This window comes from Enterococcus termitis (assembly GCF_001730305.1).
Taxonomy (GTDB): domain Bacteria; phylum Bacillota; class Bacilli; order Lactobacillales; family Enterococcaceae; genus Enterococcus_L; species Enterococcus_L termitis.
The window spans coordinates 1-4,527 of sequence record NZ_MIJY01000029.1; the positions used below are offsets into that span (position 1 = coordinate 1).

Sequence of the window (4,527 nt, forward strand, 5' to 3'; positions counted from 1 at the left end):
GTGATGAGCAAGTGAGCTTAGTTGTACCAGGGAACCAAAACTGGCAAAATACGGGAACACAATCAGAGTATCAAGCGGAGTTAACCTATACGTTCTCGGCGATACCATAAAGAGAGACAGATAAATAAAAGGCTGATTAACTAGAATAGCCACAGACTAATAATAATACTTACATTTCCATACAGTGTGTGATAAATTTTCGTTAGCCTTTTTCATAAAGGTACCTCCTAAGCTTTTTGATGTGGTGATTGGGAAACCAACTTCATCTTAACAGCTTAGGAGGCTTTTTTACTACCACGCTGGAAGCTCTCCGGAACCCCTAGCCTAGCTATGCTAGGGGTTTTCATAACAGACGATAAAATGATAGAAAAGAGGTGTTCTTTTTTATCATTTCCGCTCGTTTTTAAGAACCCTCAGAGCGGCTCACTCAAATAAGTTCTAAGTTTAAAAGTTTAAACATCCTTAGAATCACTCTACCAACAACATAAGTTTATGATATATATAGATTTAGCTATAAGTTGGGACGATTTTTTCAGCTTTTCTATTTACTACAAGTCACAAGTCATCAGTATTGTACTCTGTGTATCCTCCATGGTAATAACTAACATCGATATACCTTTCATGTATGTTTCACGATCATTTACTAAAGATGCTAGTGCTTACTTGATTAAATGAGCTATTTCCAAATCATTGACAGTCTGCGTTCCATTGCAGAAAGATAATCTTCTTTGTTAAATCAGGTTCCAATCGATTACTTTGTTGATTTCCTGCTTCAAAATTAGATCCCATATTCTTGTACTACGTCCATTCCCTCTCGAAAAGGGTGTGCAATGTTCATCTCAACGTACTTTGCTACAATTTCATCAATATTGGATTGCAGCATTTGATCAATATGATTTAATGAGACTTTCAAATACATAACCGGCGTAAATCCAAAATTCCCTTTAGCAATATTCACCGTTCTAATTTCATCGGCAAAATCATAAATATCTGTCAGAACTTCGAAGGTTCCTACTTCTAGTTTATCAATGTCACCACTATCGTATAATTTCTTTGCATTCGATTTACTGATTTTTTCTTCTACTCGCGCTAATTCAGCTTGATTTGTAATGTCTAATTTTATTTGTTATCATTTTTTCCTTCCTGGACCTTTCTTATTTTCTCAGATTAACATTCAAGAATTAAATATCTAATTCTTACTGCTTCTTTAATTGAATTATTTGTGACTCTTATCAAAGCCTCTAATATATTCTATCTATTAAAAAGATAGTTATTTTCAAAAAAAATGACGTGTTTCTTCCTATTATATAGTAAATTTCCTAGTACTATAAATCTAAACTCATTACTGCAGTATCTTTATCCTCTTGTGTGATTCCAATATAACGTAATGTCTCACGCTGAGACGAATGATTTAACAGTTCTTGTATAATCTCAATATGCGTGCCGTTCTTATAAAGAAAATACCCAAATGTTTTTCTCATCGAGTGGCTACCGATATTTTTCATCCCCATACTTTTGGCTGCTTTACTTAACACATCCCAAAGTGCTTGTCGGCTTAATGGTTGATCCTCTCCCTTCCTGCTTGGAAATAGAAAGTGATCAAAATCATGCGCAGCCACCTGTGAAGGAAAAGAATCATTCACATACTCCAGGATCTGCTTTCTCAATTTATTGGTAATAATAATAGAATTGTGTTTGCCGGTTTTTTGTTCCTTCATTTCTAATCGTTCTTTCGCAATCACCCGACCACGAGAAATTATTAGAACGTCTGACAATTTCAATCGACGTAAATCTGAAATTCGATAGGCGGTATTTATTCCGATCGAAAATAGTAACATATTTCTTGGTCCCATTTTTCCGGAAGACAAAATGGCCTTCATTGCATCAATTTGCTTTTTTTCTCTAATCGGTTGGACAATTTTCATGGAAAAATCCTTCTTTTTATCAATATGACTTAATTCTAGTATACTACAGTTTTAGTCTTATTCAAACAAGCTATAAAACTAAAGAGTTACTCAAACATTGAATAATCCTTAGAGCCGTCTATATTTACCCTATTTCTACGAATATGACACAACTAGCTTAAGTAATATTCATAATAGTTCGAAAATTCTTATGCACATTTTCTAATTTACAATAATTACTATAATACGTTATAGTAATTAAAAGAAAGGAGTTTTTTATTATGTCTAACATCAAAATTATTGAAGAAGAGATTGAAAAAATTCTCATTAAAGATAAACGCTCATGGGTTCGATTATTTGAGTTAATCAGAGAAGTCGAAATTGGAACTTTATGGAAACCCGAACATAAATCATTCACTCGCTGGATTCAGCACTTAGCATATGAATCTGGAGTAACTGAATCACTCATTTGGAAACGAAAAAAAGCTGGGGAAATTTATTCTGATTATCAAAAGAGAGCAAAAAAGAACGGGATTATTGTACCAAGGATTGAAGACGTTGAAGTCAGCCCGGATAATTTTGAACTGGTAGAGAAGATAAGTCAGGGAAATAAGGATATAAAAGATAACTTAATGGAAAAGGTACTTCAGAGAGAGTTAAAACGATCCGATCTATTAAATGCCTGGAAATCAGTTAAGACCATCAGAAGTGGAGAGGAGGGAAGTATAGTAAAAAAGAACGGGCACTCTGAAGTTGGTCTCTCTATAAAAGAAAAGGAGTTAGCTCTATCTGTTTCAGATATCTCCATCTCCTTAACCTATAGTTCTTGGTTAGATAGTCTCCCTGATCTTAGTATAAATACTCTAATGACTTATTCAAAAAAGAAAGTTTATAAGCTACTGCCCAAATTTTCGTTTTACTCTTCGATAACTGATCGATCACATACTATCGATTTTTTATTACTTGAAAATCATACTAGTAAGCCACATCAATTAAATCTACATTCTATTGAAGTTGTGCTTTCTGAAGAAGAATTACAACGATCCTTCAACAGCAGGCAATACCAGCAGCATATGAATTATTTATGGATTGCCATACCCTCTATATTAATAGAAGAAATCAGTTCTAAGATTTCTGAAGACTATGGAATAATTGAGATAGGTGGTGAGAAAGTTGCTACGGTTTGGAGACTCTCCAGATTTAAGCCATCCTCAAATAAATTGGATGTTATTCAAGAAGCGTTAACAAAAGTACTTTGACAAAACTCCATTCACAATAACAAAAATTCCCGCTATAAATTATTCGTAAAATATGGTACATTCGGATGAAGAAAGGTAGTGAGCTATTATGATGAATATAAAACCTATTTCAGAATTACGAAACTATAGTAAGATATTAGATGATGTCAAGCCAAGTCACCCGCTATTTTTGACTAAGAATGGATATGGTAAATATGCTGTGATAGATATTGATGAATACGAACGTCTTAAACTAGGGCTTGATTTACTAAATGACCTTGAAAAAACTAAATCTGACAAAACACATAATGCTTCAGAAGTTTTACGAGAGCTAGGGCTATAATGCATGAATAAGTATAGTGTTACAATCACTGAATATGCTTAAGACAGTCTTCAAAACGAAAGAAAAAATCATTGAACCTGATTAATTTCTAAAAAGGATCTCGCTATTTAATTATCAGTTCAAATGTTATCTTTTACTCAGTTGACCAAGAAAAATTTATATTAAAAATACTCTGAACATTTTAATTAAGATATTAATTAAAATGTGCTATAATAAATTTAGAAAGATAGGTGATTACAATGGAAAACATATTGCCAGTCTCAGACCTTCGTTTTTACAACCAAACATTAAACGACGTGAAAGATGGTCAACATGTTGTTTTAACAAAAAATGGACGTGCAAAATATGTCGTATCTGACTTTGCAGAATGGCAGAAAATGAATGCTACACTAGAGCTATTTAGTGAAGTTCAAAAGGGTGTGACTTCACATATGACTGAAAAAAGTATGTCTCTTGACGAATTTAAGACTAATATCCGGAATAACAATGATGGGGAATAGCCTATACTCTTTATCTATTGCTGCACAAGTAGAAAGAGATTTGAAGGAAATCACATTCTATTTAACTGAACTAGGAATGTATCAAACAAACGTTGATCAATTGGTTAATAATATTTTTGATGGCCTAGATCAGTTGCAAACACATCCTTTATCAGGATCTCCCTTAGCCAATAAAACTATTATTCCTACCGAAATACGATATCTAATCATTGATGAATATTTAATATTTTATGAGGTAGTAGAAAGAGCAGTCAATGTTTATCGCATATTATCATCTAAACAAGATTTCATAAATATTTTAAAATTGAACTGATTTCTTAGTTACCATATTAAAAGAGAATATATCCAACGAAAATTAGAAGTAAAAATCCACTGATGCTGCTAGAAGTCAGTAGATTTTTACTTCTAATTTTCGTACTTGGTAATAGAATCTCCCCCTTTTTGTTACTCTTATATATCAAAAGTAAATGCGACAAAGGGGGAATTCCCATTACCTCTCTATTGTTATTGTTTAAGTGGTTATTTTTGAAGGGAAAAGACAA

General features: G+C 32.8%; 5 protein-coding genes and 1 pseudogene. 4 read left to right on the forward strand and 2 right to left on the reverse strand.

Going from position 1 to position 4,527, the window contains the following annotated elements; genetic code table 11:
- Positions 1-555: 555 nt before the first annotated feature.
- Positions 556-1,123, reverse strand: a pseudogene (fic, locus tag BCR25_RS12360) (protein adenylyltransferase Fic).
- 202 nt (positions 1,124-1,325) lie between these two features.
- Positions 1,326-1,925 carry a site-specific integrase gene (locus tag BCR25_RS12365; protein WP_069663906.1) on the reverse strand — a complete coding sequence of 200 codons (600 nt, stop codon included), beginning with the start codon at positions 1,923-1,925 and terminating at the stop codon, positions 1,326-1,328.
- A gap of 260 nt (positions 1,926-2,185) precedes the next feature.
- On the opposite strand from BCR25_RS12365, the gene BCR25_RS12370 reads away from it, so the two are divergent.
- The 4 genes from BCR25_RS12370 (at position 2,186) to BCR25_RS12385 (ending at position 4,298) form a co-directional block, all read left to right on the forward strand.
- Complete coding sequence (locus BCR25_RS12370; protein ID WP_069663907.1) at positions 2,186-3,163, forward strand: hypothetical protein; 978 nt, start codon at positions 2,186-2,188, stop codon at positions 3,161-3,163.
- Between the two features lie 88 nt (positions 3,164-3,251).
- Positions 3,252-3,485 carry a type II toxin-antitoxin system Phd/YefM family antitoxin gene (locus tag BCR25_RS12375; RefSeq protein ID WP_069663908.1) on the forward strand — a complete coding sequence of 78 codons (234 nt, stop codon included), beginning with the start codon at positions 3,252-3,254 and terminating at the stop codon, positions 3,483-3,485.
- Positions 3,486-3,724: 239 nt separating this feature from the next.
- Complete coding sequence (locus tag BCR25_RS12380) at positions 3,725-3,985, forward strand: type II toxin-antitoxin system Phd/YefM family antitoxin (protein WP_069663909.1); 261 nt, start codon at positions 3,725-3,727, stop codon at positions 3,983-3,985.
- Positions 3,975-4,298 carry a type II toxin-antitoxin system RelE/ParE family toxin gene (locus BCR25_RS12385; RefSeq protein WP_069663910.1) on the forward strand — a complete coding sequence of 108 codons (324 nt, stop codon included), beginning with the start codon at positions 3,975-3,977 and terminating at the stop codon, positions 4,296-4,298. The genes BCR25_RS12380 and BCR25_RS12385 overlap by 11 nt, the downstream gene beginning before the upstream one ends.
- Positions 4,299-4,527: the final 229 nt, after the last annotated feature.

What these genes read in the sequence shown, in the direction of transcription:
- BCR25_RS12365 (WP_069663906.1), bottom strand. Translation starts at nt 1,925, where the DNA reads ATGAAAATTGTCCAACCGATTAGAGAAAAAAAGCAAATTGATGCAATG.
- BCR25_RS12370 (WP_069663907.1), top strand. Translation starts at nt 2,186, where the DNA reads ATGTCTAACATCAAAATTATTGAAGAAGAGATTGAAAAAATTCTCATT.
- BCR25_RS12375 (WP_069663908.1), top strand. Translation starts at nt 3,252, where the DNA reads ATGATGAATATAAAACCTATTTCAGAATTACGAAACTATAGTAAGATA.
- BCR25_RS12380 (WP_069663909.1), top strand. Translation starts at nt 3,725, where the DNA reads ATGGAAAACATATTGCCAGTCTCAGACCTTCGTTTTTACAACCAAACA.
- BCR25_RS12385 (WP_069663910.1), top strand. Translation starts at nt 3,975, where the DNA reads ATGGGGAATAGCCTATACTCTTTATCTATTGCTGCACAAGTAGAAAGA.